At 60.4% G+C, this 24,535-nt stretch carries 23 protein-coding genes, 1 tRNA gene and 2 pseudogenes; 11 read left to right on the forward strand and 15 right to left on the reverse strand.

Annotated elements, in window-relative coordinates; translation table 11 throughout:
• Both gbdR and gabP read right to left on the reverse strand, forming a co-directional pair.
• The gene (gene gbdR, locus BMZ57_RS16035) at positions 1–1,077 is read right to left on the reverse strand and encodes a choline metabolism transcriptional regulator GbdR (RefSeq protein ID WP_069672697.1); all 1,077 of its coding nucleotides are present in this window, start codon (positions 1,075–1,077) and stop codon (positions 1–3) included.
• A complete protein-coding gene (gabP, locus tag BMZ57_RS16040) occupies positions 1,074–2,483 on the reverse strand; it encodes a GABA permease (RefSeq protein WP_010211247.1) in 1,410 nt (469 codons plus the stop codon). The genes gbdR and gabP overlap by 4 nt, the downstream gene beginning before the upstream one ends.
• Positions 2,484–2,742: 259 nt before the next feature.
• Between gabP and BMZ57_RS16045 the strand changes: the two genes are divergently transcribed.
• From BMZ57_RS16045 to BMZ57_RS16070, 5 genes are all read left to right on the forward strand, one after another.
• A complete protein-coding gene (locus tag BMZ57_RS16045; protein ID WP_010211248.1) occupies positions 2,743–3,198 on the forward strand; it encodes a GNAT family N-acetyltransferase in 456 nt (151 codons plus the stop codon).
• Between the two features lie 277 nt (positions 3,199–3,475).
• On the forward strand, positions 3,476–4,261 hold the full coding sequence (flgG, locus tag BMZ57_RS16050) for a flagellar basal-body rod protein FlgG (RefSeq protein WP_069672698.1): 786 nt from the start codon (positions 3,476–3,478) through the stop codon (positions 4,259–4,261).
• A 64-nt stretch (positions 4,262–4,325) separates the two neighbouring features.
• The gene (locus tag BMZ57_RS16055) at positions 4,326–5,075 is read left to right on the forward strand and encodes a response regulator (RefSeq protein ID WP_069672699.1); all 750 of its coding nucleotides are present in this window, start codon (positions 4,326–4,328) and stop codon (positions 5,073–5,075) included.
• The gene (locus BMZ57_RS16060; RefSeq protein WP_021493360.1) at positions 5,072–6,133 is read left to right on the forward strand and encodes an ATP-binding protein; all 1,062 of its coding nucleotides are present in this window, start codon (positions 5,072–5,074) and stop codon (positions 6,131–6,133) included. The genes BMZ57_RS16055 and BMZ57_RS16060 overlap by 4 nt, the downstream gene beginning before the upstream one ends.
• 219 nt (positions 6,134–6,352) lie before the next feature.
• Positions 6,353–6,661, forward strand: a complete 309-nt coding sequence (locus tag BMZ57_RS16070) for a hypothetical protein (protein WP_010211252.1) — start codon at positions 6,353–6,355, stop codon at positions 6,659–6,661.
• On the opposite strand, the gene BMZ57_RS16075 is transcribed toward BMZ57_RS16070, so the two are convergent.
• Complete coding sequence (locus BMZ57_RS16075; RefSeq protein ID WP_010211253.1) at positions 6,650–7,423, reverse strand: creatininase family protein; 774 nt, start codon at positions 7,421–7,423, stop codon at positions 6,650–6,652. The two genes, BMZ57_RS16070 and BMZ57_RS16075, sit on opposite strands and share 12 nt — an antisense overlap.
• A 19-nt stretch (positions 7,424–7,442) precedes the next feature.
• The gene (locus tag BMZ57_RS16080) at positions 7,443–8,759 is read right to left on the reverse strand and encodes an MFS transporter (protein WP_069672700.1); all 1,317 of its coding nucleotides are present in this window, start codon (positions 8,757–8,759) and stop codon (positions 7,443–7,445) included.
• Between the two features lie 136 nt (positions 8,760–8,895).
• Here BMZ57_RS16080 and BMZ57_RS16085 point away from each other — a divergent pair, with 136 nt between their 5' ends.
• The gene (locus BMZ57_RS16085; protein ID WP_045792299.1) at positions 8,896–9,813 is read left to right on the forward strand and encodes a LysR family transcriptional regulator; all 918 of its coding nucleotides are present in this window, start codon (positions 8,896–8,898) and stop codon (positions 9,811–9,813) included.
• 6 nt (positions 9,814–9,819) lie between these two features.
• Here BMZ57_RS16085 and BMZ57_RS16090 read toward each other — a convergent pair whose 3' ends face one another.
• Entirely contained in the window at positions 9,820–10,719 is a 900-nt protein-coding gene (locus BMZ57_RS16090) for a glycine betaine ABC transporter substrate-binding protein (protein WP_021493363.1), read from the reverse strand.
• A 156-nt stretch (positions 10,720–10,875) separates the two neighbouring features.
• Between BMZ57_RS16090 and BMZ57_RS16095 the strand changes: the two genes are divergently transcribed.
• Positions 10,876–12,912, forward strand: coding sequence for an NADH:flavin oxidoreductase (locus BMZ57_RS16095; protein WP_010211257.1), 2,037 nt, complete (start codon positions 10,876–10,878; stop codon positions 12,910–12,912).
• On the opposite strand, the gene BMZ57_RS16100 is transcribed toward BMZ57_RS16095, so the two are convergent.
• Positions 12,909–13,580 (reverse strand): TetR/AcrR family transcriptional regulator, encoded by a 672-nt coding sequence (locus BMZ57_RS16100; protein ID WP_010211258.1) that lies wholly within the window; start codon positions 13,578–13,580, stop codon positions 12,909–12,911. The two genes, BMZ57_RS16095 and BMZ57_RS16100, sit on opposite strands and share 4 nt — an antisense overlap.
• A gap of 298 nt (positions 13,581–13,878) precedes the next feature.
• Here BMZ57_RS16100 and BMZ57_RS16105 point away from each other — a divergent pair, with 298 nt between their 5' ends.
• Positions 13,879–14,148 (forward strand): hypothetical protein, encoded by a 270-nt coding sequence (locus BMZ57_RS16105; RefSeq protein WP_010211259.1) that lies wholly within the window; start codon positions 13,879–13,881, stop codon positions 14,146–14,148.
• 157 nt (positions 14,149–14,305) lie between these two features.
• The gene (locus tag BMZ57_RS16110; RefSeq protein ID WP_010211260.1) at positions 14,306–16,531 is read left to right on the forward strand and encodes an ATP-binding protein; all 2,226 of its coding nucleotides are present in this window, start codon (positions 14,306–14,308) and stop codon (positions 16,529–16,531) included.
• A 204-nt stretch (positions 16,532–16,735) separates the two neighbouring features.
• Here the strand turns inward: BMZ57_RS16110 and BMZ57_RS16115 are convergent, their stop codons facing one another.
• The 8 genes and pseudogenes from BMZ57_RS16115 to BMZ57_RS16150 form a co-directional block, all read right to left on the reverse strand.
• On the reverse strand, positions 16,736–17,047 hold the full coding sequence (locus BMZ57_RS16115) for a YdcA family protein (protein ID WP_021493365.1): 312 nt from the start codon (positions 17,045–17,047) through the stop codon (positions 16,736–16,738).
• Positions 17,048–17,099: 52 nt separating this feature from the next.
• Positions 17,100–18,014, reverse strand: a complete 915-nt coding sequence (locus BMZ57_RS16120; protein ID WP_181195576.1) for a tetratricopeptide repeat protein — start codon at positions 18,012–18,014, stop codon at positions 17,100–17,102.
• Between the two features lie 160 nt (positions 18,015–18,174).
• Positions 18,175–18,348: pseudogene (locus BMZ57_RS30050) on the reverse strand (NYN domain-containing protein); the annotation flags it as partial.
• 49 nt (positions 18,349–18,397) lie between these two features.
• A tRNA-Gly gene (locus BMZ57_RS16130) sits at positions 18,398–18,473 on the reverse strand.
• Positions 18,474–18,536: 63 nt separating this feature from the next.
• Positions 18,537–19,097, reverse strand: coding sequence for a CDP-diacylglycerol--glycerol-3-phosphate 3-phosphatidyltransferase (pgsA, locus tag BMZ57_RS16135; RefSeq protein ID WP_010211263.1), 561 nt, complete (start codon positions 19,095–19,097; stop codon positions 18,537–18,539).
• Between the two features lie 32 nt (positions 19,098–19,129).
• Entirely contained in the window at positions 19,130–20,953 is a 1,824-nt protein-coding gene (gene uvrC, locus BMZ57_RS16140; RefSeq protein WP_010211276.1) for an excinuclease ABC subunit UvrC, read from the reverse strand.
• Between the two features lies 1 nt (position 20,954).
• The gene (gene gacA / locus BMZ57_RS16145; RefSeq protein ID WP_010211277.1) at positions 20,955–21,596 is read right to left on the reverse strand and encodes a response regulator transcription factor GacA; all 642 of its coding nucleotides are present in this window, start codon (positions 21,594–21,596) and stop codon (positions 20,955–20,957) included.
• 151 nt (positions 21,597–21,747) lie between these two features.
• Entirely contained in the window at positions 21,748–22,113 is a 366-nt protein-coding gene (locus BMZ57_RS16150; RefSeq protein ID WP_010211278.1) for a helix-turn-helix domain-containing protein, read from the reverse strand.
• Positions 22,114–22,225: 112 nt separating this feature from the next.
• Here BMZ57_RS16150 and BMZ57_RS16155 point away from each other — a divergent pair.
• Positions 22,226–22,376 (forward strand): annotated as a pseudogene (locus BMZ57_RS16155) (helix-turn-helix domain-containing protein); the annotation flags it as partial.
• A 35-nt stretch (positions 22,377–22,411) separates the two neighbouring features.
• On the opposite strand, the gene BMZ57_RS16160 reads toward BMZ57_RS16155, so the two are convergent.
• Positions 22,412–22,843: a GNAT family N-acetyltransferase gene (locus BMZ57_RS16160; RefSeq protein ID WP_010211279.1), complete on the reverse strand. Its 432-nt coding sequence runs from the start codon at positions 22,841–22,843 to the stop codon at positions 22,412–22,414.
• 612 nt (positions 22,844–23,455) lie between these two features.
• Between BMZ57_RS16160 and BMZ57_RS16165 the strand changes: the two genes are divergently transcribed.
• The gene (locus tag BMZ57_RS16165; protein WP_021493367.1) at positions 23,456–24,535 is read left to right on the forward strand and encodes a 3-deoxy-7-phosphoheptulonate synthase; all 1,080 of its coding nucleotides are present in this window, start codon (positions 23,456–23,458) and stop codon (positions 24,533–24,535) included.

Consider the following 24,535-nt stretch of genomic DNA (forward strand, 5'->3'; position numbering starts at 1 on the left):
TCAGGACTTCAGGTTTTTCACACTGGCAAACGTTGCCTCGCCCCGCGCCTGCTCCATTACATTCATGGGCACGGGGGTAGGCAACGCGTGCATCACCGGCTTGATCACGGTGGCTCGCTCGCTGTCGGTGATCGAGCGTTCGTCGCTGGGCGGCACGCCGAAGTACTCGCGGTAGCACTTGGAGAAATGCGGCGTGGACACAAAGCCGCAAAGCACCGCCAACTCCACGATGGAAATGGGCGTCTGCTTGAGCAACTGCCGCGCACGGATCAGCCGCAGCCGCAGGTAATAGCGCGAAGGCGAACAGTGCAGGTATTTCTGGAACATGCGCTCAAGCTGGCGACGGGACAACGCGACATACGCGGCCAGCTCATCCAGGTTGATCGGCTCCTCCAGGTTGGCCTCCATCAACGCCACGATTTCCTGCAACTTGGGCTGCTGGGTGCCGAGCATGTGCTTGAGGGGCACGCGCTGATGGTCCTGCTCGTTGCGAATCCGTTCGTACACAAACATGTCGGAGATGGCCGCCGACAGCTCATGCCCGTGATCACGACCAATCAGGTGCAGCATCATGTCCAAGGGCGCTGTGCCGCCCGAGCTGGTGAGACGGTCCCGGTCAAGGCTGAACAGACTGGAGCTGACGGTGACCCGTGGAAAGGCCTCCTGCATGGCCGCCAACCATTCCCAATGCACACTGCATTCATAGCCATCCAGCAAGCCGGCCCGTGCCAACACAAAGCTACCGGTGCAGATACCGCCCAGTCGCTTGGCGTAACGCGCCTGGCCGCGCAACCACTTGACCAGTTCGCCGGTCACAGTGCCCTGGATGCCAATGCCACCACAGACAATCACAATGTCGGCCGGCGGCACGCTGAATATCGAACCCTCTGGGGTGATGGGCACACCGTCACTGGCCCACACGGGGTTACCGTCCGAACTCGCGGTGTGCCACTTGTAGAGCTCCTGGCCCGACAGCTGGTTGGCCATGCGCAAGGGTTCGACCGCCGAAGCCAGTGACATCAGGGTGAACTGGTCCAGCAGCAGGAACACGATGCTGCTTACAGGGCGGCCACTCATAGCTGTGAGGCTGCGCCCACTGTTTTTTGCGTGCGTTCCGGCTGTCGTGCAGTCAGCAAACCGACCAGGGAAATCACCAGGGCCAGGCCGATGGTCGATGACACTTCAAATCGGTGTTCAGGCGTTACCAGCATCACCGTCAATGCGGCACAGATGAACGCGATGACCAGCCAGGTCAGCCAGGGAAACAGCCACATCTGGAAGGTCAACGTGACGTTGCGCTGGCGCAGGATCTTGCGCATGCGCAACTGGGACACGGCGATCACCAGGTACACCAGCAAGGCGATGGCACCCGAACTGGCCAGCAGGAACTGGAACAACCCGGCCGGCGCGAAGTAACTGAACAGGGTTACGCCCGCGCCCAGGATGGTGCTGGCAATCACCGCAGCCCGCGGCACACTGGCCGCCGAGGTTTTCTTCATCAGTGCGGGTGCATCCCCACGCTTGCCCAGGGAAAACAGCATGCGCGAGGCAATGTAGATGGAGGAATTCATGCAACTGGCCACGGCGATCAACACCACCACGTCAACCAGCAACTTGGCGTGGGGAATGTTCATCAGTTCCAGTGCACGCTGGTAAGACCCGACCGACGCCAGCAACGGGTCATTCCATGGCACTACGGAAATCACCACGAAGATCGACAGCAGGTAGAAGACACCGATGCGCCACATCACCGAGCGCGTGGCCCGGGCGATGTTCTGCGCGGGGTTGCTGGACTCGGCCGCCGCGATGGTGACCGCCTCCGTGCCGATAAAACTGAACATGATGGTGATGAAGGCCCCGACCACCGCCGACAGCCCGTTGGGCGCGAACCCACCGTGTTCCTCCATCAACCGACTCAACCCGCTGACCTCCCGCTCGGGAATCCAGCCCATCAGCACCGCAAAGCCTAGGCCGATGAAAGCGATGATCGCAATGACCTTGGCCATGGCGAACCAGAACTCGAACTCGCCGTATTTGGACACGCTGAACAAATTGGTGACCACCAACAAAAAGATCGACAACAAGGCAAACAGCCAAGCGTCGATCTGCGGGAACCACTGGTTGAGGATATGCCCGGCGGCCAGGGCCTCGATAGGGATCACCAGCACCCAGAACCACCAGTACAACCAACCGATGGTGAACCCGGCCCAGCGACCGATGGCCTGGTCGGCATAGGTCGAGAAAGACCCGGTGTCAGGATTGGCCACCGCCATCTCCCCCAGCATGCGCATCACCAGCACCACCAGTGTGCCGGAGAACAGATAAGCCAGGAGTACCGCCGGCCCCGCCGCCGCAATCGCATGCCCGGAACCGACAAACAACCCCGCGCCGATAATGCCTGCGATGGAAAGCATGGTCACATGACGCGGCTTGAAGCCTTGCGCCAACTGGCCGTTGGAATCGTTGGAATTCAGGCTATTCATTGTTTTTGTTGTTCTCGGTGATCGACGTTAGGGCGTACTGACTGAAGAGTCAGGCGATCATCATTTCTTAATGATGGGTCACCTTACGCGGCCTGACTTCATCGAAAATAGCCTGGGAGCGGCATAGATTGGTCTGATATCGACATGAGGCTGCGCAAAAGCCAGAAGGCAACGTTGGAAAGGAAGGGTGTTTCCAGGTCAGCAACCCATGGAGTAGGCTCTGTCAAAGCAGCACTCCAACACTGGCAGGACGCTTCCAATGCCTAACGACAGCAACCACGCGAAAGATCCCATTCGCCAAGCCACACCCGACGACGTGCGTGCCCTGATCGAACTGGACACCTACGCAACCGCTCACACCCATCGTCGCGTGTTCATCCACGATGCTGTGATTCGCCAACAATGCCTGGTTGCCGTCGACACCGCTGGCCGATGCGCCGGTTACCTGGTGCTGACCCATGACTTTTTCGATCACGGCTTTGTGGCGCTGGTCGTCGTGTCGCCGGCGCACCAGCGTCGAGGTGTGGCGCTGCGATTGCTGGCCGCGGCACAGGCGGCATGCAAGACGCCCAAGCTGTTTGCGTCGACCAATGCGTCAAACACCGCAGCCCAGGCGCTGCTTGCCAAGGCTGGATTCGTGCCGAGCGGGCAGATCGACAACCTGGACGACCACGACCCTGAGCAGGTGTATGTGAAATTTATCCAACCCCTGTGATTGCGTTTCCCATCGGCTCCACGCCCCCTCCATCGAACCTCCCGTAAAACTCCACCCCCCTTGTGCACACCGGCGCCTCCCAAAACAGCGACAACGTTGCCACCGCAGACCGCGCGCTCTACTGCGAGTTTGATCGAGCCTGGCTTAAATGCGCATGGCCGGAAAAAAACTGCCCTCTCCATCATTCCTCCACAAAACCTCCCATGAATGCGCACGTTGGTTGCGCACAATCAGGTTCATCACAGTGCCCCCTTGAACGGGTCACACGGAGAACCCCATGATTCCAGCCCTGTACGTCGCAAAAACCGGCTTGTCGGCCCAGGACACCCAGCTGACGACCATTTCCAACAACCTGGCGAACGTCTCGACCACCGGTTTCAAACGCGACCGTGCCGAGTTCCAGGACTTGCTGTATCAGATCAAGCGCCAGCCGGGCGCGCAGTCGACGCAGGACAGTGCATTGCCATCAGGACTGCAACTGGGCACCGGCGTACAGATCGTCGGCACCCAGAAGAACTTCAGCGCCGGCAGCCTGCAGACCACCGGACAACCGCTGGACCTGGCCGTTAATGGCCGAGGGTTCTTCCAAGTGCTGCAGCCGGACGGTACCACCGGCTACACTCGTGACGGCACCTTCCACCTGAATGCCAATGGCCAGGTGGTCACCGCCAGCGGGTTCGTCCTGGAGCCCGCCGTTGTGGTGCCGGACAACGCCAAGACCTTCACCGTCGGCCAGGACGGCACGGTGTCCATCACTCTGGCCGGCAACTCCGCGACGCAAGTGATCGGCAACCTGCAGACCGCCGACTTCATCAACCCGGCCGGTTTGCAGGCAATCGGCAACAACCTGTTCCTGGAAACCGCGTCCAGTGGAGCGCCCCAAGTCGGCACGCCGGGGCTCAACGGCTTTGGCACCACGTTGCAACGCGCCCTGGAGACTTCGAACGTGAGCACGGTTGAAGAGATGGTCAATATGATCACCACGCAGCGGGCCTACGAGATGAATTCCAAAGTGATTTCCACCGCCAACCAGATGTTGGGCGCCCTTACCCAGAAGCTATGATCAACACCTGACAGCGTGGGCCATGGAGCGGCAATCACGACAAGGCCTCTTCACCGAGCAGACTATGAACGATTACCCCGTCGCATCGACACCCCGTCCCAACAGCATCCGAGAGAACCAGGCCTTGGTGCTGATCGCCGAAGACGAGCCCGAGATCGCGGATATCCTCATCGCCTATCTCAAGCGCAGCGGCTTCCGTACCGCCCACGCCCTTGATGGCCGGCGCGCGCTGGAACTGCACCTGAGCCTCAAGCCAGACCTGATGCTGCTGGATGTGCTGATGCCCCATGTCGATGGCTGGAAAGTCCTGGCCGAAGTGCGCCATCGCGGCAACACGCCGGTGATCATGCTGACCGCACAGGACCAGGACATGGACAAGTTGATGGGTTTGCGTATCGGCGCCGATGACTACATCGTCAAGCCGTTCAACCCGGCCGAGGTGGTGGCCCGTACCCAGGCGGTGCTGCGGCGCTCCGTCAACTACACATCCGGTGTCAGCGCCAGCGTGTTGCGGGTGGATGGGTTTGAGATCGATATCGAGAGCCATCAGGTCACGGTGAACATCTCGGGCAACGCCCTGCCGCTGCTGCTGACCGTCACCGAGTTCAAACTGCTGGCCCAGTTGGCCCGAGCGCCGAAACGCGTGTTCAGCCGCGCGGAATTGTTGGCGCTGTGCTCGCCGGAAAGCGACAGCCTGGAACGTACAGTCGACAGCCATATCAGCAAGTTGCGCCGCAAGATCGAAGACCTTGGGCTGCAAGGCGTGCCGGCGAGCATTCGCGGGGTGGGTTATCGGTTCGGGAGTGGCGCGTGAAACTATTCAATGGTTTGAGCCGCCAGATCATCTTGTCCATGTCGGTCGTGGTGCTGTGCGTGGTCGCCCTGGCAGTGATCGGCTCCTATGTGTTCTACGCCCTGCTTTGGACCTACTGGCCACTTCCGGACGAGCAGGTCGACGAGTGGATGCCGGCCAATGCCGAATGGGCGTGGATGGGCTTGACCACCTGCGTCAGCCTGGCCGTCGGCGCATTTGTCGCCACCAAGTTGTCGCGGCGCATCCTGATGCCATTGAACTCAGTGGCCGAGAACCTGCGCAAGCTGGCGGACGGCGATCTCGATGTGCAAGCCGTGGCCGGCGACGAGTCCATCGGTGAGGCGGCTATTTTGGTGAATGACTTCAACAGCATGGCCCAACGCTTGAAACGTATGGCACAGGAACAAGCATTCTGGAATGCAGCCATTGCCCATGAACTGCGCACGCCACTGACCATCCTGCGCGGTCGCCTGCAAGGCTTGGCCGAGGGGGTGTTCGAGCCGGACACGGCGCAGTTCTACAGCCTGCTTGGGCAGGTCGAAGGGCTGGCACGGATGATCGAGGATTTGCGCGTGGTCGGTTTGGGGGACAGCGGCTACCTGGAAGTCAACGTGCAAGACGCCGACCTCGCCGCAGGGGTTGAGGACGATGTGCGGCTGTTCGAACCCAGCCTGGCCGCTGCTGGTTTTACCCTGCAACTGGACCTGCAACGCCGCACCCTGCGCTGCGACCCTGCACGGATTCGCCAGGCCTTGCTGGCCCTGCTGGACAACGTGCGTCGGCACGCGACACCTGGCAACGTCAATGTGCACCTGAGCACGCGCGACGGCGTTCACTACCTGAGGGTACGCGACGACGGCCCTGGCATTGATGAGGATTTTGCGACGCACCTGTTCGAAGCCTTCCAGCGCGGCGAAAACTCTCGCTCACGCGCCCAGGGCGGCAGTGGCCTGGGCCTGGCGGTGGTGCGCGCGATTGCCATTGCCCATGGTGGCGCGGTGACGTGTCGAAAAATGGAAAACGGCGGAACGCTGTTCGAACTCAGTTGGAACCTTTGAGTAAACCCGGCCCGTCATGCACATCTTTTCCAGGCTGTTCAGACCCATTCAACGCTATCGATGCTTTGTCCTGTTGGACGCCGAATGTATGTGCATTGCGTTCAAAAGCTGCATCGCAGCACCTCAAAGCGGGCATTGGATAGAAGTTGACCGCATCAACTTGTCGTGGCTGGGGAAGTCCCTCCCCAGTCGTGCCCGGATAACTTAACGAGTGTGAACATGAGCCCTTCCCTGTCACTCCTTGAAGAGTCACTGCGCCTGCACACGGCCCGCCTGAAAAGGCTGCAACGGTTCTGGGTGCCGCTGCAACAGCACGCGCCAAAGTGGGTGCTGGCGCTGTGGATCATCGGCGTTTCCGTGTCGCTGGCGACCCAGTGCTGGTGCCACTGGTTCGTAACCGCGCCGCTGATCTGCGTGTTGATCGTCGCGGAAATCGTGATCGACGAGACGCAAATGACACTGCAGTTGCGCACCGATGCCGTTCGCGACGCGTTGAGAGCGGCCCGTGACAGGTTTTCATACGCCTGAGCCTCTCGCGTAAGGCGTTGGCATCGGCTCACTACTGAACGCTTCGACTTCCTGTATCAAACCTCGCGCAGCCATCATCACCAGATCACGTCCCTTGTCCGGGCTGGCCTGCGCCGGGTCTGAACCCATGCGCCCGTCCACATGGCGCGCACGGAAATCAAAGGCTTCACGGATCGGGCCCCAGGGCGCGATTTGAGGCGAGTAGTCAGCGGTTTTGATCGCCTCCGGGTAGGCCCATTGGGTCACCGCTATCTCCGACGGTGTGGCATGAATGCCGTGCCCGGTGGGGAACTGTTCCTTGGCCAGTTCACCGACACCTTCAAGGTCCCACCAATTGCATAACTTCAGCGCGAATCCCGCAGGGCGCCGGGCGAAACTTGCCTCGGCGTACAACTCGGAGAATGCGGCTTCAATGGAGGCGACATTGCCGCCATGACCATTGAGGAGCAGGATCTTTTCAAAGCCGTGGGCGACCAGCGAGTGCACCCAGTCGCCGATGGCGGCAATAAACGTCGAGGGTCGCAGCGAGATCGTGCCGGGAAAGCCGATGTGGTGCTGGGCCATGCCTATGTTGAACGTTGGCGCGATCAGGATATCGGCGCTTTTTTGCGCCTGGCACGCAATGATCTCCGGGCACATCCAATCGGTGCCCAACAAACCGGTGGGGCCGTGCTGCTCGTTGGAGCCGATCGGAATCACGATGGTGCGGCTGCGCTCAAGGAACTGGCCGATCTCGGCCCAGGTCGACAGGTATAAAAGCATGATGGTTTCCTCGTTGGTTTCAATGACTGCGGATGTAATCGCCCGTCTGCCCGGTGCGTGTTCGCGGTGTGGTCGCGATGATCACGAAGGCCGCGCACAGGAACACACAGCCCACGGCGATGAGCCCCGTGTCGAGGCTACCGGTAGCGGTTTTGGCCCAGCCGATCATGGCCGGGCCCCAGAAACCACCGGACAGTCCGATGGTATTGATCAAGGCAATGCCGCCCGCGGCCGCTTCGCCCTTGATGTGCTCGGAGGGCATCGCCCATAACACGGTGTAGGCCATGAACATCATGCTGATCGACAGGGTCAGCAGTGCCATCGACACCAGCAGGTTGCCGCCTGCCAGGGGATAGAGGATCAGCAGGACGGCACCGGTGGCAGCAGGGATGGCGCAGTGCAGGCGTCGCTCGCCGAGGCGGTCCGAACGCCGTCCGATCCAATACATACCGAGTGCAGCGCCGACATAAGGCAACGCGGCGTACCAACCCAACTGCTGGGTGTCGTTGACGCCCAGGGCTTTGATGACGGCCGGCAGCCAGAAGCTCATGGCGTAGATCGAAAAGATGATGCAGAAGTACGCCGATGCCAGGACATATAGCTTGGGGTCGCGCAACACGGTACGAAATGAATGGCCGCGCGCGCTCGCAGTGCCCAGTTCGGTTTCCAGCAACTGCTTTTCGGCGGCATTCAGCCACGGCGCGTCTGCGGGCCGATCACACAGCACGACGTACATGAGCACGCCGAGAAACACACAGGGCAGGCCTTCGATCAGGAACATCCATTGCCACCCGGCCAGGCCGCCGACGCCGGCAAACGTGGTGATCAGCCACGCTGAAATCGGGCCACCCAGGATGCCGCCCATGGGCCCGGCGATAAACACGATGGCAATCGCCCGCGCCATGCGGTTCGGGCCGTACCAACGGGACAGGTAATAGATCATGCCCGGTGCAAAACCGGCTTCGAACACGCCCAGCAAAAAGCGCATGGCATAAAACGTCGGCACGTCGCGCACAAACAGCATGCAGGCGGAGGTGATGCCCCACAGCACCAGGATGCGACTGAAGGTTTTGCGCGCGCCGATGCGCGGCAGCATCAGGGTGCTGGGCAATTCGAACAGCACGTAGCCGATGAAGAAAATCCCGGCACCGGCGCCGTACGCCGCATCGGACAAGCCCAGGTCGCTTTGCATCTGCAGCTTGGCGAAGCCGACATTGATGCGGTCCAGATAAGCGAAGACGTAGCCGATGAACAACAGCGGCAACAGCCGCCAATTGAGTTTGTGGTAGAGGGCAGCAATGGCCTCGTTGGTTGCGGGTGCCGGAGCGGTTGGCATACGTGTCTCCCATTATTCTTGTGGGTGCTGCGGGCTTGCCAATCCATGGTGCGCCGCGCCATTATCGCCAGCAAGAGCAACTAAGTTCGCGAAGTGTTGCTTTATAGGCAACGCAACCTTTACGACGGTGACCCTCATGCGAGAGATCAATCAACAACGCCTGCGCTACTTTCATGAAGTGCTGATGCACGGTTCTATCCGGGGTGCGGCGGACAGCATCAACACCTCGCCGTCGGTGATCACCCGCCAGATCAAACTGCTGGAAGAAGAACTCGGCGCGAAGCTATTCGAGCGCCAGGCCCGTGGCGTACAACCGACCGAGGCGGCCGCGCACTTGCTTGAATTCTGGCGCGGTTATCGTTCACACCAGGAGAAACTCGAAGACCAGTTGCAGGCGATCAAGGGCTTGCAGCAAGGCCATGTGCGCGTGGTGATCAGTGAAGGGTATGTCGATGTGCTGGTGGACAACGTGCTCGCGCCTTTCTGCAAGCAGTACCCCAAACTGGAAGTCACGCTGGATATCCTGCCGGTGGTGGATGTGCTCAACGAAGTCGCTGAAAACCGTGCGCACATTGGCCTGGCGTACAACCCGCCGACGCACCCGCACATTGAGTTTCGCGCTGCCTCCTTGCAGCCGGTGATGTTGCTGGTGCGCCCTGACCACCCATTGGCTGTGCGCGGCAGCATGGCCAGTGTGCAGGACGTGCTCGAATGCCCGCTGGTCCTCACCCCCACCACCTTCGGCATCGGGCACGCCATCACCCTGCTTGAGTATGCCGAGAAGATCCAGGTGCGCCCGACCCTGGTCAGCAATTCGCTGGCGGCGCTCAAGCGTCTGGTTGCCAGCGGCGACTTTGCCTCGCTGGCCGGGGAGTTCGCGGCCTCTCGGGAGATCGAAAATGGCGAGCTGGCATCGGTGCTGATCGATCATCCCCTACTGCTGGGGGTGGAAGCCAAATTGCTGGTGAAGGCCGCACGCCCGTTGGCGGCCCCCGCCCAGGAGCTGTTGGACTGGATGCTGGCGCGTTTGCCGATGTTCAAGTCGCAGGCATAAGCAGGCTTACCGGGTGCGGGAAACCAGTTCTGGATTGAACATCCCCTCAAAACGCGCCTTGTTCGCCGCGTAATACGCCGCCACCGCCTTGTCTGCCGTGCTCTCCCGCGCCTGCATCATCAACGCTTCGAGGTCGGCCTGGGGGAGGGAGAAATGCGCAAAGAAGTACGCCACCTCGGGGTGTTCCTGGCTGAAGCCTTTGCGGGCCATGGCGTGGATCTGTTCGGCGCCGCCGAAGATCTGCTTGGGATCCTCCAGGTAGCGCAGCGACCATTTGGAGAACATCCAGTGCGGGCTCCAGGCGTTGACCAATGACCACTTGTCACGCTTGAGATTGCGGTCCATCTCGTTGAGCATGCCGCTTTCCGAAGACCCCACCAATTTGTAGCCCGTCAACTTGTAGTCCTCGATCGCCTTGACGGTGAGCGTGTACTGGCCGTTGCCGACTTCGGAGGTCAAGATCTTGCCGTCGAACTTCTCGCGGATCCCAGGCTTGTTCAGGTCCTCCACGCTGGCGACTTCTGCAACCGGCACCGAGGTGGGCACGGCCATGCCGATTCGCCCTTCATACAGCACGCCAAGGTCTTCGAGCCGGTCCTTGTACTTGTCGTAGAACGCCTTGTGGGTACTGGGTAGCCAGACCATCGGAATCAGGTCGATGTTGCCGTTGGCCAGCGCCTGGAACTGGATGCCGATGTCGGCCATCACCAACTTGACCGGTTGCTTGAGATGCTCTTGCAAGGCCGTACTGGCGATCTTGACGGTGATTTCCGTGTCGGACCAGTTCACCCAACCGATGCGGACCGGTGGTTTTTCCTCTGCTTGGGTCACCGCCGCACTGGCTCCCAGCGCAAGGCCGAGCAGGTAGGCACAGGCTTTTTTCCGATAGTGCACATGAGCATTCATCAGGCGTCCTCCTAAGGGGTGAGGCCGATCTTAGCGATGAGTTCAGGGCCCCGCAATAAAAATGTACATGTATGTCGACCATTATTGACACCTATGTACATTTATCCTAATTTCAGATCGCCGAGCCTGATGATGCCCACTACGGAGCACAGAATAATGTCCAGCGATCCCCTGCTGCAGCCTTACAAAATCAAGCACCTGACCCTGCGCAATCGGATCATGACCACGGCCCACGAGCCGGCCTACCCGGTGGACGGCATGCCGCAGGCGTTATACCGCGCCTACCACGTCGAACGTGCCAAGGCGGGCGTGGCCTTGACCATGACCGCAGGTTCCGCCGCCGTATCCCGGGACAGTCCGCCGGTGTTCAACAACGTGCTGGCGTACAAAGATGAGGTGGTCGGCTGGTTGAAGGACCTGACCGATGAGTGCCACGAACACGGCGCGGCGGTGATGATTCAGCTAACGCACCTGGGCCGTCGTACACGCTGGGACAAGGCCGACTGGCTGCCGGTGGTCTCGCCCTCGCACCGCCGCGAGGCGTCACACCGCTCCTTCCCGAAGAAGCTGGAAGACTGGGACATCGAGCGGATCATCAAGGACTACGTCGACGCCGCCGAGCGTATGAAAGCGGCCGGATTGGATGGCCTGGAACTGCAAGCCTACGGTCATTTGATGGACCAGTTCTGGTCGCCACTGACCAACGAGCTAGAGGGCCCTTACGGTGGTTCCCTGGAAAACCGCATGCGCTTTACCTTCGACGTCCTGCGCGGCATTCGCCAGCGCGTCGGTGAAGACTTTCTGCTGGGCGTGCGCTACACCGGTGACGAAGCGCTGCCAGGCGGGTTCACCGCCAACGAAGGCCTGCAGGTGTCGCACATGCTCAAGGACAGCGGGCTGGTGGACTTCCTCAACGTGGTGCGCGGGCACATCGATACGGACGCGGGCCTGACCGACGTGATTCCGATCCAGGGCATGCGCAACTCGCCGCACCTGGAGTTTGCCGGCGAGATCCGCGCGTCCACCGGATTCCCCACCTTCCACGCGGCGAAAATCCCGGACGTCGCCACCGCACGCTACGCCATCGCATCGGGCAAGGTGGACATGGTCGGCATGACCCGCGCCCATATGACCGACCCACATATCGTGCGCAAGATCATCGAGCGGCGTGAAGAAGATATCCGGCCCTGTGTCGGCGCCAACTACTGCCTGGACCGCATCTACCAGGGTGGCGCTGCCTACTGTATCCACAACGCGGCGACCGGCCGGGAAACCAGCATGCCCCACGACATTCCCAAGGCGGCCGTAAAGCGCAAAGTGCTGGTTATCGGCACGGGCCCGGCCGGGCTGGAAGCCGCAAGGGTTGCCGGCGAGCGCGGCCATGAGGTGACAGTACTGGAAGCGGCAGACCGGCCCGGCGGGCAAATCCGCCTGACTGCCCTGAGCGAGCGGCGTCGCGAAATGATCGGCATCATCGACTGGCGCATGGCCCAGTGCGAACGCCTTGGCGTGACATTCCACTTCAATACCTGGGCCGAGGCCGAGACGGTGCTGGCCCATGAGCCGGACGTGGTAATCGTCGCCACCGGCGGCATGCCCCATACCGAGGTGCTCGCCGAGGGCAATGAACTGGTGGTGTCGACCTGGGACATCATTTCCGGCGACGTCAAACCGGGGCGTCATGTGTTGATCTTCGACGATGCCGGCGACCATGCCGCGCTGCAAGCCGCCGAGGTGATTGCGCAAAGCGGCGCGAGCGTCGAAATCGTCACCCCGGACCGCGCGTTCGCCCCGGAAGTCATGGCCATGAACCTGGTGCCCTACATGCGCAGCCTGCAGGACCTGGACGTGATCTTTACCGTGACCTATCGGGTCGAGTCGGTGGAGAAACGCGACGGTCGGCTGGTCGCCCGTTTTGGCAGTGACTACGGCACGGTGCACAAACAGCGGGTGGTCGACCAGGTGGTGATCAACCATGGCACGGTTCCGCTGGACGACCTGTACTTCGACCTGCGCGCGCACTCCAGCAACGGCGGCGCGGTCGAGCAGCACGATTTGATTGCCGGCAACGTGCAGAATATCGTGACCCACGCCGAGGGCCGCTTCCAGTTGTTCCGGATCGGCGATGCGGTGGCCGCACGCAATACCCATGCGGCGATCTACGATGCGTTGCGCTTGGTCAAGGACCTCTAAAAAAGCTCAAATACGCCCGGTGCGGTTTCGGCGTAGCCAAATGCCCCATAGAAGCGGTCCAGTTCACGCCGCTTCAACGCCTTGCCGGTGAACACGCTGACATACTGGGGAATACGCCGGAACCGCACCACCACATCCTCGGTGGTGTTCATCGAGATATAGCCGATCTGCGTCAGGTAGATGGTCCGGGCACGCACATCGGCCGCCTCTTCATCGTAGCCAAAACGCCGGAACATACCGGTCAGCGCGTTGATACGGGTGTCATCGGCCAACGCGATTTCTGCCGAGACGTCCGCCGATTGCATCGCCCAACTGCGTACGGCAAATTCGAATTGCGAGTCGAACAATTCCGGGTTCAACCAGCACTCGAAGACGTTGAGGATGGCTTCGGAAATACTCTCGGCATAACGTTCGCACTGGTGCACCAGGTTGCCGGTGTTCTTGTCGCGCCAGCGGGTCAGCAAGGCGGCGAGCAATTGCTCGCGGTCCTCATAGAACCAATAGAAACTGGTACGCGACAAGCCCAATTGCTTGGCCAGTGGCATGACGCGTACGGCGTCGATGCCGGACTCTTTCAAGGCGGCGTAAGCGGCGTCCAGCCACACGTCGACCGAGCCTCGCCAGCCGGTGTCCTGGGCCTTGCCTCGCGGTTTTGCGGTGTGCGACATCCGGGGGTTACCTTTGCCAGGGAATTGCACGCCACTCTACACCGCAAGACGTGCAGCGCACAGGGAATGTACATCGACGTACATTTCCTGTACGCCCTGCCCGACCCATCGCTTGGGCAGTTTGAAGGCTCAACGCCCCCAACCTTGCACTAACTTGAACGATTCTGCGCTTTTACCTCTCCATTAAGCAGGACCCCAGACACAAGAACGGCTTGTGTCAGTTCTTGTGCGAGCTACGAACCCGGCACCCTAGGCGCCCTTCACCGCGCTCGCCTACGACGACCTTGAGGTAAAGGCCATGGCCGCGAACACGCGTGAAGCATCGACACCCTTCGTCCCGGACGAACTCGCAAGGAATGCCGAACTGTTCTACGAAGCAGATCGATTGGAGAAAGCCGCCTACGACATCATTGACACTAGCCTGGCGGATGCCGATGCCTGGCTGCGTTTTTCTGAAGCCAAGCGGGTGGCCGAGACGAAACGCGCTGAAGCGTACCAAGACCTGCTGCGCATCCGGCGCACTACAGTGGGGTCGAGGCCCCGGCAAGGACAGTGCTGCGACAGGTGATGTGCGCCTGCGCGATGCAGACCTGAAAGAGTAGCCAGCTACGGAAAACCCGACGTTACTTGCCGGGATGCCGCGCGCCGCAACAATTGAACCCTGTGACAGGGGCGCCGGTCATACAGCGGCTGGGAGCCCCTCTAACTCGTCTATGGAAACAGCAGTGAAAAACCTGACTCGTGCAGAACTGGAGGCGCAAGTCCTGCATTTGCGTGCCCTGCTGGAAGGCGCAGGCCTTGATCCGTTGTCAGGTTCACCTGGCAATGGCGCGGCGCAGCGCTCTGTGGATGAAACGCAAGCATGCTACCGCCAGGCGGTGCTCGACCTGTCCAGCATGCGCGTTGAGCACACCGCACTGCGTCAGAGCGAAGAACGCTTTCGCACAATCCTGGAGACGGTCGAGTCGGCGTTCGCCATCGTCAAGGTCAAGTTTGACGCCGATGACCGACCGATCGACTACCGCTTCGTCGAAGCCAACCCGGCCTTCGAGCATCAAGCCGGGGTCGACCTGCGCGGCAAGTGGGTCACCGAATTCGCGCCGGACCTGGAACAGTTCTGGTTCGAGACCTACGGGCACGTGGCCAAGACCGGTGAGCCGGCAACCTTCGAAAGCTATGCCGAAGCATTCAAGCGCTGGTTCGATGTACGCGCGGTGCGCGTTGGTGATCCGGCTGACCGGCAAATCGCAATTATCTTCAGCGACGTCACTGAACGCCGCAACGCCGAGGAGCGTCTGCGCATCAGCGAGGCAGTGGCGCGGCAAAACGTGGAGCGTGTGCAACTGGCGCTGGCTGCAGGCGCAATCATCGGCACCTGGCACTGGGACATTCCCAGCGACCGCTTCAGCATCGATGAAGCCTTCGCCCGCGCCTTTGGCGTGGACCCAGCCTTGGGCCATGAGGGCCTTAGCCTCGCGCAAGTGATGACCTCGGTACACCCGGAAGACCGGGAGGGACTGACCACGGCCATCCATGCTGCGATTGCCCGGGGTGGCGCCTACGCCCACCAGTACCGCGTGCGTCGCGATGACGGTCGATATTATTGGATCGAAGCCAATGGGCGCGTTGACCTTGCCGAAGATGGCACACCGTTGACGCTGCCGGGCGTGGTCATCGATGTGGAGAGTCGCCGCTCTGTCGAGGCTGAGCGCGACCGTGCGACTGCCGCACTGCGCGCCCTGAATGAAACCCTGGAACAACGCGTGGCCGAGCGCACCGTCGAATTGATCCAGGCCGAAGAAAAACTGCGCCAGTCACAGAAAATGGAAGCCGTGGGCCAATTGACCGGCGGCCTCGCCCATGACTTCAACAACCTGCTCGCAGGTATCTCCGGGGCGTTGGAACTTACCGGGCTGCGCATCGCACAAGGGCGCTGGCAAGAAGTGGACAAGTACATCAGCACCGCACAGGGTGCGGCCAAGCGTGCGGCGGCGTTGACCCATCGTCTGCTGGCGTTCTCGCGCCGGCAGACCCTGGACCCACGTCCAACCGATGTGAACGTGCTGATGGAAGGCATGGGCGAACTTATCCAGCGTACGGTAGGCCCCAGCATCACGGTCGACACCCTCGGTGCCAGCGGCGTATGGCCGACACTGGTGGATGCCAGCCAGTTGGAAAACGCCCTGCTGAACCTGTGCATCAACGCTCGGGACGCCATGCCCCACGGCGGGCGTATCCGCATTGAAACCGCCAATGTATGCGTGGATGCTGCCACCGCCAGCGCCCACGACTTGACCGAAGGGGAATACCTGACGCTGACAGTCAGCGACACCGGCACGGGCATGACGCCCGAAATCATGGCCAAGGCGTTCGATCCGTTCTTTACCACCAAGCCCATCGGCCAGGGTACCGGCCTGGGGCTGTCGATGATTTACGGGTTCGCCAAGCAATCCGGCGGGCAGGCACGGATTGCATCGCAGGTCGGGCGCGGCACGGCGATCAGCCTTTACCTGCCGCGCTACCAGGGGCAGGCCATCGAGGCCGATCCTGAACTGGACAGTACCAGCGCCACCCCGGCCGAGCGCGGCGAGACCATCCTGATCGTGGACGATGAACCCAGTGTGCGCACCCTGCTGATGGATGTACTGGGCGGACTCGATTACAGCCTGATCGAAGCGAGCGACAGCATTACCGGCCTCAAGATCCTGCGCTCCGACGTGCATATCGACCTGCTGATCACCGATGTCGGCCTGCCCGGCGGCATGAACGGTCGACAGATGGCCGATGCTGGCCGAGAAGTACGGCCGGCGCTGAAAACCCTGTTCATCACCGGCTATGCCGAAAGCACCATCATCGGCGACAACAGCCTCGGGCCGGGGATGCAGGTGCTGACCAAGCCGTTTGCGATAGACACCTTGACGGCGCGAGTGCGGGAGTTGATCGAGTCGTAGCTATCAAGTGAAGGCGGTGAAGGGCAACCCTCAATTCATCGCGCAAAGACAGCCGTTGATTGATGATTGCGCCTCACACCAGCATTGCCGGCCGGCGTATTTATCCGCCCCTCGACACCCATTCAGCCGCCTTGAATCGGTCACGTGTGTAAGCCATTCGAGCCTCTGGACACAAAGAATGCCCGGACACTTGTGGGATAGATATCAACGCCGCCGGTAACTTTTCTGTCCGGCGGGCGTGAGGCAGTACACCCCACCCCGCGGGCCGGTGCAGTAAGTACCACTGCCGCAGCCGCAGCTGCCCGTACGACCTTGCAGCGGTTGCAACGCGGGCCGTGACTGCTGATTACCGGTGTAGGCCAGACAACTTCTTTTCGAGGCACTGATGGAGCCGTCGTTGCACAGGAATACGTCCCCATCACAACCGGCAATCCCACCCTTGCGACCTGAGCAAGGCGTATTGGCAGCCAGGCTGATCGTGCTCGACAGCATCAGGACAACGCCCAGCATGATCATCCGGTGATGAGAACGAGACATTACGTACCCTCAAACGATAGCGAAGACGCAATCAAGCACAGGGTTTCCTGCCGCAGATCCAATTCAGGTGTGACGTGCGTGGCGTGTCTTGAGGAGGAAAAACCAAGGGTGATTTGATCTCCATCTCACCCGAGCTGTCAGTCAATGGCGCCGAGTCGCCCATGGTGATTCGCGCCGCGGCCTTCATGATCCACTGATCCACATTGGCATCGCCCGAGCCCTTGACCATCGTCACCTGGGGCAGGCCACTGTCCGACTTGAAGCGATACGCCAACGTCACGGTCTTGGCTGCACCCGAGGCATTGACGGCCTCGAATACTTCCCCTACCGCCAGACGTCGCGTCTGCAAACTGACGAAACCTTTCATCCACAGTTGCTGATAACGCTGGGCCTGGCTTTCATTGAGCGGCTGCCCTGCTCTACGCAGACGGTTCATCGCCTCCCAGGCGTCATCGCGGCAGCGTTCGACCGCATCCAGATACAGCGCCAGCGCACCCGGCAAATCCTGCGGGCCACCCTTGCCCTCCTCCATGAGTCGCCCCAGTTGCAACACGGCGTTCTTGCCCGAGAGGCGGTAAAACTCACGTGCCTTGACATAGTCCACCGGCTCACCCTCACCGCGCTCGGCCATCTGCCCCAAGAGCACATTCACAGCCGGGTCAAGCTGGGCGGCCTCGACGAATAGCGCATGGGCCTGGCCGAAGTCTTGATCGACGCCGTAGCCGCCTTCCTGATACAACTTGCCCAGCATGGCCTTGCACGTGGCATTTCCATAACCCGCGTAGCGTTCGATATACCGCAGATTATCTCGCTCAAACGGCTTCTGGCCGGCGATCCACATACAGCGAAGGCCAACGAGTGGAGCGTTGTAGTCGGCGGGTCGGGTCAGGCTCTGGCAGCCCGTGATAGAGATCAACAGCAGTAGAAAAGTAAGCGTCTTGAACATGGCATCCATGCGTCCACTGAGAAACACGTGAAATCATTATGCCACTAATCAAGTCGACGGGGTCGGCTTGACGTTTACCGAAAGCACTACGGCCCGTGTATCGCTGCTGCTCAAGGCGGACGCGTGTTCGCGGAGCAACTCGGTATAAATGATACTTGTCGCAGGCCGGCACGAACGGCGGTGGGGTTTTCGCTTCGCCGAGCCCATAAACCGTGTGCCGCCCCTCCCGGAGACGCGACGCCAGTCGAGTGAAATCACTGTCGCTGGATACCAGGAGGTTTAAGCACGGAGCCCAACACCAGGCGCGAGCTGAAGGTCCCTGTAGAAAAGCCAAATTACAGGCAAAAAAAAGCCACTCTATTGAGTGGCTTTTTCTTTGTGTTTGGAGCGGGAAACGAGACTCGAACTCGCGACCCCGACCTTGGCAAGGTCGTGCTCTACCAACTGAGCTATTCCCGCGACTTGGTGATGCGCATTCTATAGAATTATCAGAAGCGGTCAACCCTTTGATTCAAAAAAGTTTTATTTCTTTTCAACAGTGGTGCGCAGATGTGGCCAGGCAGCACGCAAATACTGGAGCATGGACCACAGGGTCAGGCCGGCCGCGACGAGCAGCAAGGCGTAGCCCAGCAGGACCCAGAAGGTGAAGTGCGACGGGTTGGCTAGCAGGATGACCAGCGCAAGCATCTGCGCAGCAGTTTTCCATTTGCCCATGTTGGAAACGGCCACGTGGGCGCGAGCGCCGATTTCAGCCATCCATTCGCGCAAGGCGGAAACGACGATCTCACGGCCGATGATCACGGCGGCGGGCAGGGTCAGCCACAGGTTGCCGTGTTCTTGCACAAGCAACACCAGGGCGACGGCCACCATGAGCTTGTCAGCCACCGGGTCCAGGAACGCGCCAAACGGCGTGCTCTGCTCCAGGCGCCGGGCCAGATAACCGTCGAGCCAGTCGGTGGCGGCCGCGAAGGCGAACACGGAACTGGAGGCCGCATAGCTCCATTCGTACGGCAAATAGAACAACAGAATGAAAATCGGAATAAGCAGGACGCGTAGAACGGTGATCAGATTAGGGATATTCATCGGCACAACTGGCTACGAGGTGGAAAGGCATTCTATTCGCTATGCAGATTCGCATAAATCAACTCAGCGAGCTTTTTACTGATACCGGGTGCTTTGGCTATTTCGTCAATGCTGGCACGGGATAGCTCTTGCAAGCCACCAAAATGTTTAAGCAAGTCGCGTCGCCGTGTCGGCCCGACGCCCGCCACCCCTTCCAGGGTTGAGGTTCGCCGGGTTTTGCCACGCCGGGCGCGGTGACCGGTAATGGCGAAACGGTGGGCTTCGTCACGGATCTGTTGAATCAGGTGCAGCGCAGGTGAGTCGCCCTTCAAGGTGAACTCATGGGCGGCATCATTCAAGTACAACGTCTCGAAACCGGCTTTGCGCGTGGCGCCCTTGGCCACGCCGAGCAGGATCAGGTCGGGCACTGCCAGTTCGTTGAGCACGTCACGCGCCATCGACAACTGGCCCTTGCCACCGTCCACCAGCAGGATATCCGGGAGTTTGCCCTCGCCGTCCTTAAGCTTGCTGAAACGCCGGGTCAGGGCCTGGTGCATGGCCGCGTAGTCATCGCCGGCAGTGACGCCTTCGATGTTGTAGCGCCGGTAATCGGATTTGATCGGCCCTTCCGGACCAAACACCACGCACGACGCCACGGTGGCCTCGCCGCTGGAGTGACTGATGTCGTAGCACTCCAGGCGCTGCGGCGGTTCGTCCAGGTTGAGGACTTCGGCCAGGGCATCGAAGCGTGCGGCGACGTGCTGTCGATTGGCCAGACGCGCACTCAGGGCCTGTTCGGCGTTGGTCACCGCCAGTTGCTGCCAGCGCGCGCGGGTGCCACGCACGCGGTGGCTGATGTCCAGCTCACGGCCGCGCAGTTCGTGGATCGCCTCGATCAGCGTGGGGAAGTCTTCATGCACCACGTTGACGATCAGCTCCGACGGCAAATCGCGCTCGGGGCTGCTGACGTAGTACTGCCCAAGGAAGGCCGCCATGACTTCGGCCACGTCCTCGTCGATACCGGTCTGTGGGAAAAAGTTCTTGCTGCCCAGTACCCGACCACCCCGCACGCTGATGAGGTGCACGCAGGCGCCGCCTGGGTTGACGAAGGCCGCGATCACATCGACGTCGCCGGTGCCGCCCTCCATGCTCTGCTGGTCCTGGACGCGGCGTAGCAGTGAGATCTGGTCACGTAGCTCGGCGGCGCGCTCGAAGTCCAGGGTGCTGGCGGCCTGCTCCATGGCACCGGACAGTTCATCGGTGAGGGCATTGCTCCGCCCTTCCAGAAACATCACCGAGTGGCGCACATCCTCGGCGTACTCGGCCGGCTCGACCAAGCCCACGCAAGGCGCCTTGCAGCGCTTGATCTGATACTGCAGGCACGGCCGGGTGCGGTTCTTGTAGAAACTGTCTTCGCACTGGCGCACAAAAAAGGTCTTTTGCAGCAGGCTCAGGCTCTCACGGATCGCGCCGGCACTCGGGTACGGGCCGAAATACTTGCCCTTCTGCTTCTTCGCGCCACGGTGAATGCTCAGCCGTGGGAAGTTGCCGTCGGATAAAAACACGTAGGGGTAGGATTTATCGTCGCGCAGCAGGATGTTGTAGGGCGGGCGCCACTCCTTGATCAACGTCTGCTCAAGCAGCAGCGCCTCGGTTTCATTCGCGGTGATGGTGGTTTCGACCTGGGCGATGCGCGCCACCAGCGCGGCGGTTTTCGGCGCGAGACCGCTCTTGCGAAAGTAGCTCGCCAGGCGGTTCTTCAGGTTCTTGGCTTTGCCGACATACAGCAGGCGCGCCTCGCTGTCGAACATGCGGTACACGCCGGGGCGGCCACTGCAGGTTGAGAGAAAGGCACTTGGATCAAACGGTGTGCTCATGTCAGGCGCTGGCGTCCACCATGCCGTGGCGCACCGCGAGCAGGGTCAATTCAACATCACTGCTGATGGCGAGCTTCTCGAAAATGCGATAGCGGTAGGTGTTGACGGTTTTGGGCGATAGGCACAATTTGTCGGAGATGGTCTGCACCTTCTGGCAACCGACGATCATCAAGGCGATCTGGATTTCCCGCTCCGACAGCACATCGAACGGTGAGTCGCTGACGGGTTGGAAGGATTTGATCGCCAATTGCTGGGCAATCTGCGGGCTTATGTAGCGCTGGCCGGCAAACACCAGGCGAATGGCTTGCACCATCTCCGCCAAGCCCGCGCCCTTGGTCAGGTAACCCGCCGCTCCCGCCTGCAACAAGCGCGTCGGGAACGGGTCTTCTTCACACACAGTCACCACCACGACTTTGATGTCCGGATGGCTGCGCAACAATTTGGTCGTGGCGCCAAGACCGCCGATACCAGGCATCTTGACGTCCATCAGCACCACATCGGGTTTCAACTCCCGGGCCTTGATCAGGGACTCTTCCCCGGACTCGGCCTGGCCGACTACTTGCAGGCCATCGATGTCAGCCAGCATTCGTGTAATGCCTGTACGAACGAGATCATGGTCATCGACTACTAGCACCCTAATCAAGCAGACACCTCGCGATATGGTCTTATAGGTTGCTGAACACCTTAGCAAAAAACCAAGGCGCAGACCTAGCTGCAAGCGTCATATATATAGAGTTTGAACACACAGTAGCCATCCACCGAGTGGCGAACGGCTCTATTTGCTGGGCAATAGGTCAGGAATTCCGGGGCTGCGGCTTGATTTTTCTACTCTGCAAAATGGAGTGCTCGGCCAGGGTTGCCGTCAAGCGGCGTATAGCAGCCTGGTCTTCCTTGAACATTACGCGGTAGTCACCCAGTACCTTTTCTTCAATCTGGCTGAGGTTTTTCAGTTGAATCGGCGTAATCACGCCGGTCAGCACGTACAACACATCAACGCCTCTCTCGGCAACACGCGACAAGTAGTCGGCCTTGGGCACGCGCCCTCCACTTTCGTATTTGCCTTGTGCGTTGGCTTCAACGCCGCCTATTTCACCAAAGACTTTTTGCGACAGGCCAAGTCGCTCTCTTTCTTGCCTCAAACGCGAACCGATTCCACTCATTTGAATGCATGCTCCTATTTGGCACACCTCAAGAGGTGACACGCTCATCTCTTTATTAAACGAACTTGAACGGCTTTAAACTACGCCCGGAATCCGTAATGCTGCATAAGCCAATCCGGCAACCACCTATCAAGTGCTCGCTGGGCGCAAAAAGGGACGGCGTGGAGAAGCCCATAAGGTAGCGGTCCTTTTGGGCATGAAAGAAGGGATCATCCTTTATTAAGGCTGATGGCCAAAACAACGATCAGGAAGTCGTCTACTGAAGCCAGTATGCGCCTATTAGGATTGACTGCATGATTTAGCGGGATGGGCAGACACGCTCCATACGCCAGAAGCAGTCCTCCTCACCGACAATGCTCAACCCCCTACGCTGATAGAGCCGCCTGGCCGGATTGGTCTTGAATACCGTCAAACGCAGCAAACCCAACGCCTGCGCCTTGAGCGCCATCTGCTCCAACACCCAACTGCCCGCACCCAATCTGCGACACGTTTCGAGCATATGCAGCTCTCGGATGTAGAGCGCGCGGCTGTCGCGGCTCAGGCTGACAAAGCCCATCACCCCGTCGTCATTGCAGATCAGCCAGTTTTCACGGCCAGCCCAGGCGACGTCAAAACCATCGTTGGACCACATCAGCCCGTATTGCCGGTAGTAATGGCTCATAGCCTCAAAGGTCAGGGTGCGTGCGAACGGCAGGTCAAGGTCCGTGGCTGCGCGTAAGTGAAACGCCATCTGTCCGTATCCATCCCAATTAGAGTGTCCACAGCATATCGGCACTCACCCCATAGTCGTAAGTAGCCCATGACAATAGAAATTTCTGATTGAAACTACCGGTGTGCGTCAAGTAAGCTCTGCCAATCATTTGGAGACACACCATGTTGCAACTCACCCACACTCAGGTCTGCCCTGCTACCAGCGCCCCGCGCGCGGTATCGGCTACCCGTGTGAACGGTTCGAGCGCAGCAGTAAGCTTTTATTTTGGGTATTGGTTTAGCCACTGGCGCGCCTGATACCTGAAATCGGCGCCCACTACTCAAGGGGTCGCCTACCAGAGAAATCTAAACCCCCGGTCGGCTCCCCGACCGGGGGTTTTGTTTTTTCAGGCCTCTATTAATTTCGCAGAACACTTAAAGGACACACGACATGAACTACGCCACCTATTACCGCTACGACACCTCCACCGCATGGCGATTTAGCCAGCTCCGCTCGGGACAGCCTGCCGCCTCCGATCGGTCACCTCTTGGTGGCAAGCCAACACACGTAGCCAATACGGCCAATTGTCGAACACCCCAGTAGGGCAGAGCGCGCGGGAACAGCCCGCCGCTTGCCCAGGAAGCCTTGAATATGAACTCCGCCACCGCCGCTCTGCCGATTTCTGCACTGACCAGCGCCAATGAAGCCCTGACCCAGCGCCTGCCCAGCTCCCTTGAGCTCAAGCACCAACTGCCCCTCAGCCCGTTCCTCACCGAACAAGTCCACGCCCATCGCCACGCCGTGCGCGCCATCCTCAATGGCGAAGATTCGCGTTTGCTGGTGATTGTCGGCCCGTGCTCGATCCACGACCCTGAGTCGGCCATGGAATACGCGCGCAACCTAAAGAAGCTCGCGCTCGAAGTCAGCGACCAGATGCTGCTGGTGATTCGCGCCTACGTCGAAAAACCGCGCACCACTATTGGTTGGAAAGGCCTGGCCTACGACCCACACCTAGACGGCAGCGATGACATGGCCGCCGGCCTCACGCTGTCCCGCCAGTTGATGCGTGAAATGCTGCGCCTGGGCTTGCCGGTCGCCACGGAGCTGCTGCAACCCATGGCCGCCGGCTACTTCGATGACCTGCTCAGCTGGGTCGCGATTGGCGCGCGCACCACTGAATCGCAGATCCACCGCGAGATGGCCAGCGGCCTGGGCATGCCCGTGGGTTTCAAGAACGGCACCGACGGTGGCGTCGCAATTGCCTGTGACGCGATGCGCTCGGCGTCCCACCCGCACCGTCACTTCGGCGTCGACAGCCAGGGCCACCCGGCGATCATCCAGACCCCAGGCAACCCTGACACTCACCTGGTGCTGCGCGGAGGTCACCGTGGGCCGAACTACGATGCGCAAAGCGTGGCACAGGTGAAGCACGATCTGGCCAAGTCCAAGGTGGCGGCGCGCATCATGGTCGATTGCAGCCACGCCAATAGCGGCAAGGACCCGTTGCGCCAACCGGCGGTGTTCAACGAGGTGCTGGACCAGCGCCTGCAGGGCGACACCTCGCTGATCGGCATGATGCTCGAAAGCCATCTGTTCGAAGGCTGCCAGCCGCTGAGCGCGTCGATGAAATACGGCGTATCGGTGACCGATGGTTGCCTGGGCTGGAATGGCACCGAGCGGTTGTTGCGCAGTGCGGCCGAAAGGTTGCGGGAACAACGCAAGACCGACTGA

It is taken from the genome of Pseudomonas simiae (genome assembly GCF_900111895.1).
GTDB lineage: Bacteria > Pseudomonadota > Gammaproteobacteria > Pseudomonadales > Pseudomonadaceae > Aquipseudomonas > Aquipseudomonas simiae.